This window comes from Caballeronia arvi, from assembly GCF_001544695.2.
Lineage (GTDB): Bacteria > Pseudomonadota > Gammaproteobacteria > Burkholderiales > Burkholderiaceae > Caballeronia > Caballeronia arvi.
In genome coordinates, this window is the sequence record NZ_FCOM02000154.1 from 1 (window position 1) to 3,671 (window position 3,671).

Sequence of the window (3,671 nt, forward strand, 5' to 3'; positions counted from 1 at the left end):
AATCTCGAGCAGTTTTTTCATCATCCGGCTCCGCCGGAACATAGCCACGTCGAAGCATCATCTGTTCCAACGCTCGGGGTTCACTCGGGATCCCATGACATCTGTATGTCCCGCCGAATTCGATACGCCTGGTGCTACTCATGAGCCAGCACATCAAGCGCCGGGACCGATGCACCCGTCCCGCGCCTTCTTGTCCTATTGCCCGTCTCATGGATCGGCTGGAGCGCGTGCGCCTCGGCCGACTGGCGCTCAAAATCGCCAAGCGAGACCTGAAAGGCCCCGGCTTCGCGGTGCGCCAGCCGAAAGTCCAGGCAATCTTCACGGGTGAATGCAATTAAACTATTCTTGCACCGTCATCGAGAAGATGCTGGCGCTGTGCAAAGAGGCGCTCTGACGTTCTGGGCCTTGGCGTACCGCCATCATAAAAAGGAGAGATCTGACGCATGTGTTACTCAGCGCAAATCCAGGCAGACTATCGCCGCTAGGTGAAGATGTTCGGCGCACAGATGGATATCCGCGAGTTCACGCGACTGTTCTGGGAGCGCGCCGAGGGCAGCAAGGCAAAAATCCCGAAGGCGATGGAAGACGCCTTCCGTGAGCCTCAGACCGATGACGAGCGTCAGATCAAGACCTTCATTGATTGGTACAACGCGGAACAGGCGACCAAGGTCGAGCAGGACCTTTTCAAGCAGCGAACGCGGCTGGCCGATGCTGAGCGCACGCTGAAGACGAAGATCACCAAAACGGCGACCGAAAGCAAGCGGATCGCGACGGACAAGATCGATGCGGCGTTACGGCGACTTGCCGACCTCGGCCGAACCCACCCAGAGCCCCGCGACTCGCGCATTTTTCCCGGCTACTACGCGCCCGTTCTCGTGGTCGAAGACGGGCAGTATGTCGTCAAGCCGATGCGCTACCAGTGTCGCATCGCGGGCAAACCTGCGAACTACGATGTTAAGTACCCCGGAACATACAATGCGCGGCGCGATAGCCTGGAAAAATTCTGGAAGCCGTGTTTTGGCTACACGCATGGGCTGATGCTCGTTGACGTTTTCTACGAGAATGTTATGCGAGCGAAGTGCGAGAACACGCTGTTCGAAACGCATGACGGGCCGCAGGCGCCCGGCGAAAACGTCGTCCTAGAGTTTCGGCCCAACAACGGGCAGTTGCTGATGGTTGCGTGTCTCTGGTCGAAGTGGACGGCTCCCGGGCAGCCGGATCTCCTCTCGTTTGCCGCCATCACCGATGAACCGCCTGCCGAGGTGGAAGCCGCAGGCCACGATCGCTGCATCGTCGCGATCAAGCGTGAGAACGTCGACGCCTGGTTGAATCCGCAGGCGTCCGACCTCGCCGCACTCGATGCGATTCTCGAGGATCGAGACCGGCCTTACTACGAGCATCGACTCGCCGCATAAATCGTGGACAGCGGCAGCCGCTTGCGAACACCACTCGGAACACGCCTTGCTCAGTTGTTTTTGTTCTTTACTTATGAGGTGCAACGATGGCAGGCGACAACTCGTATAAGCCCGGTGAGATCGTCAAGGTGTCCGGCATCTATTCCGTCGTTCATGACGATGGCAAGGATACGTTCGAAGTCACGTGTGTCGAGGGCGAACATTTTCCGCCGACGAGAAGCGGCAAGGGCGCCCACTTCGAACTCAAATATGCGGCGACACACTCACACAAGCACGGTGAACTGAAGGGCACCGAGGCGCGTGGATGAAACGGCTTAGATGTGGTCGACCGGCATGAAGTGCTCCCTGTCTAGCGCTTCATGCCGATCGCGCGGCGCATCGCGGCAGTGATTCCTTGCCGTGTGCGCCAGTAGCCTTCCCATGGTCCGCCGCAAGCGGGCGTTGTCGGTGTATGGCTTGCGCCATCGTCCATTGGTCGCCGCTTTTTACATCCGTCAACTCATCCCACGATATCGGCATCGATACAGCCATGCCAGGGCGCGCGCGCACCGAGAACGCGGCCACTGTACTGGCGCTTCGGCCATTGCGCAGATAGTCGATGAAGATTTTCCCAACTCGATTTTTCGGGCCCAGCACGGCTGAAAATCGCTGCGGCACGACACGCGTCACGTGCTGCGCGACCGCTTGTGAGAAAAGCTTCACTTCCTCCCAGCTCTGCCGGCGAGTGGGGGCTACTACTGGTTGCGTTTCGTGGACGAGCGATCGCCTCAACAAACAATGGCGGAAATCTCCGAGGTGCCTCGCAATGGGACAGGCGAGTATGTTGTCATTCTCATGGGAGACGACTCCATCATCGAACTTGACGACGCGTTCTTTGATGGCGGGCTGTTTGCTGGACCGATCGAGCCGCCTTGGATCGAGGGCTGACCGTAATCAGGCCCACCGCCGGACTAGCAGCCCTGTTGTCGCCGACTCCGTTTTGATCCGGATGCAATGATTTACGCGTGAACCGGCTCGATGTCCTGTTCCAGTTCGATCGAGTCAAAGAAAAGACCCGCTTTTCAAAAAAGCCAACTTTTACAAGAACCTTATGATCGAAGCTTCTTCGCGCTTGCCAGCCATAGACGCTTCATGAGATGGTGTTCACAACGAGAAAAACCCCGCCGAAGCGGACCGCCGAAGCGGGGCAACCTAAGAAGCGGGGAGCTACCTAGGAAATGACCACAACAAGTACATCTGCGCCGCTATTCTAGCGATCGTTTGATTTCATACTGCCGGCTGGCGCACGCTGGCGTGGAACTTTAATAAATGGGCGTCCATGGCCAGGACTTGAATGCCCACTTTCGCTTTGCAGCAGGCCATGTTCTCACCTCTAGTGAGCGAATCGGTAAAACAGCTTTCGGACTGGATCGCCCGATCGGATCGATCAGATTAGATTAGACAACGCCAAAGGCCGGCGCCCGTTCAAAAAATTCCTGCTTTTGAGTTTTTCGGTGATTAGCTACGCCACCGCCGCAGACTTTGCAATCGGGCCGTCGTCTCGCTGTGTCCGATACTCCAGTGGTTCGCAACCCGGTCAACCAAAAGCGGCCACAGCCCCTTTCCTTGCCTGCTTCCTTTCAGCCATTCTGCCGTAAAAAGACGGCGTTCAAGATCGACGTGCGCTGCCTCACCATTCATCCCACGATTGAAAGCGAAACGTTCGTTTGACCACGCATAACGCGGTACTTTCTGCGTACAGTTACGTCGCAACACAGGCACTAATTACACTCTAACGCCTGATACGGGGAATGTAATGATCAAGTACGCACAAGAAGGGAAGAAAGCGGCCGGTCCATGCGCCTCAGGATGCTCGAAGCGATACACCGGCGCACGCATCTCACTTTTGCACTCGACCGATGACCGGCGACTTGGCTTGTCGAAGCTGCCGACCGCGCCGTCTCAATCGCCGGTATGCCAGTTGACGCGCGTCTGCTGATTAGGCCGCCAAGTACTTAGACATCCATATCAAGCGGGAAGCCCAAACGAGGGCGGCCAGCCTACACCTGCAAAAAAACAGGCCCCACGAAACGCCGACTCCCACGCCCGCTGGTTAGGCGGAGGGACCGCTTCTGCTCGCCCTGCGGCCTCGCGTTGGGGCGCGGAGCGTCTTTTGCCCCAGCGGTTGATATTGAAATTACGAGACATCATGAAAAACGAACGCTCCAGCCGACAGAAGCGCGCCGCGGTAAAAGCGACAGCCCTACTGTTGATGCT

Annotated in this window: 5 protein-coding genes; 4 read left to right on the forward strand and 1 reads right to left on the reverse strand. The window is 57.4% G+C overall.

Going from position 1 to position 3,671, the window contains the following annotated elements:
• Nucleotides 1-140: 140 nt before the first annotated feature.
• The 3 genes from AWB74_RS46235 to AWB74_RS43615 all read left to right on the forward strand — a co-directional run bounded on the left by AWB74_RS46235 (nucleotide 141) and on the right by AWB74_RS43615 (nucleotide 1,723).
• Nucleotides 141-338 (forward strand): hypothetical protein, encoded by a 198-nt coding sequence (locus AWB74_RS46235; protein ID WP_143749518.1) that lies wholly within the window; start codon nucleotides 141-143, stop codon nucleotides 336-338.
• A gap of 153 nt (nucleotides 339-491) precedes the next feature.
• The gene (locus tag AWB74_RS43610; protein ID WP_235024945.1) at nucleotides 492-1,415 is read left to right on the forward strand and encodes an SOS response-associated peptidase family protein; all 924 of its coding nucleotides are present in this window, start codon (nucleotides 492-494) and stop codon (nucleotides 1,413-1,415) included.
• Between the two features lie 86 nt (nucleotides 1,416-1,501).
• Nucleotides 1,502-1,723 (forward strand): hypothetical protein, encoded by a 222-nt coding sequence (locus tag AWB74_RS43615; RefSeq protein WP_061152680.1) that lies wholly within the window; start codon nucleotides 1,502-1,504, stop codon nucleotides 1,721-1,723.
• Nucleotides 1,724-1,772: 49 nt separating this feature from the next.
• Here AWB74_RS43615 and ligD read toward each other — a convergent pair whose 3' ends face one another.
• On the reverse strand, nucleotides 1,773-2,117 hold the full coding sequence (gene ligD, locus AWB74_RS48050) for a non-homologous end-joining DNA ligase LigD (protein ID WP_327363309.1): 345 nt from the start codon (nucleotides 2,115-2,117) through the stop codon (nucleotides 1,773-1,775).
• Nucleotides 2,118-2,192: 75 nt separating this feature from the next.
• On the opposite strand from ligD, the gene AWB74_RS43625 reads away from it, so the two are divergent.
• The gene (locus tag AWB74_RS43625) at nucleotides 2,193-2,342 is read left to right on the forward strand and encodes a hypothetical protein (RefSeq protein ID WP_200822121.1); all 150 of its coding nucleotides are present in this window, start codon (nucleotides 2,193-2,195) and stop codon (nucleotides 2,340-2,342) included.
• Nucleotides 2,343-3,671: the final 1,329 nt, after the last annotated feature.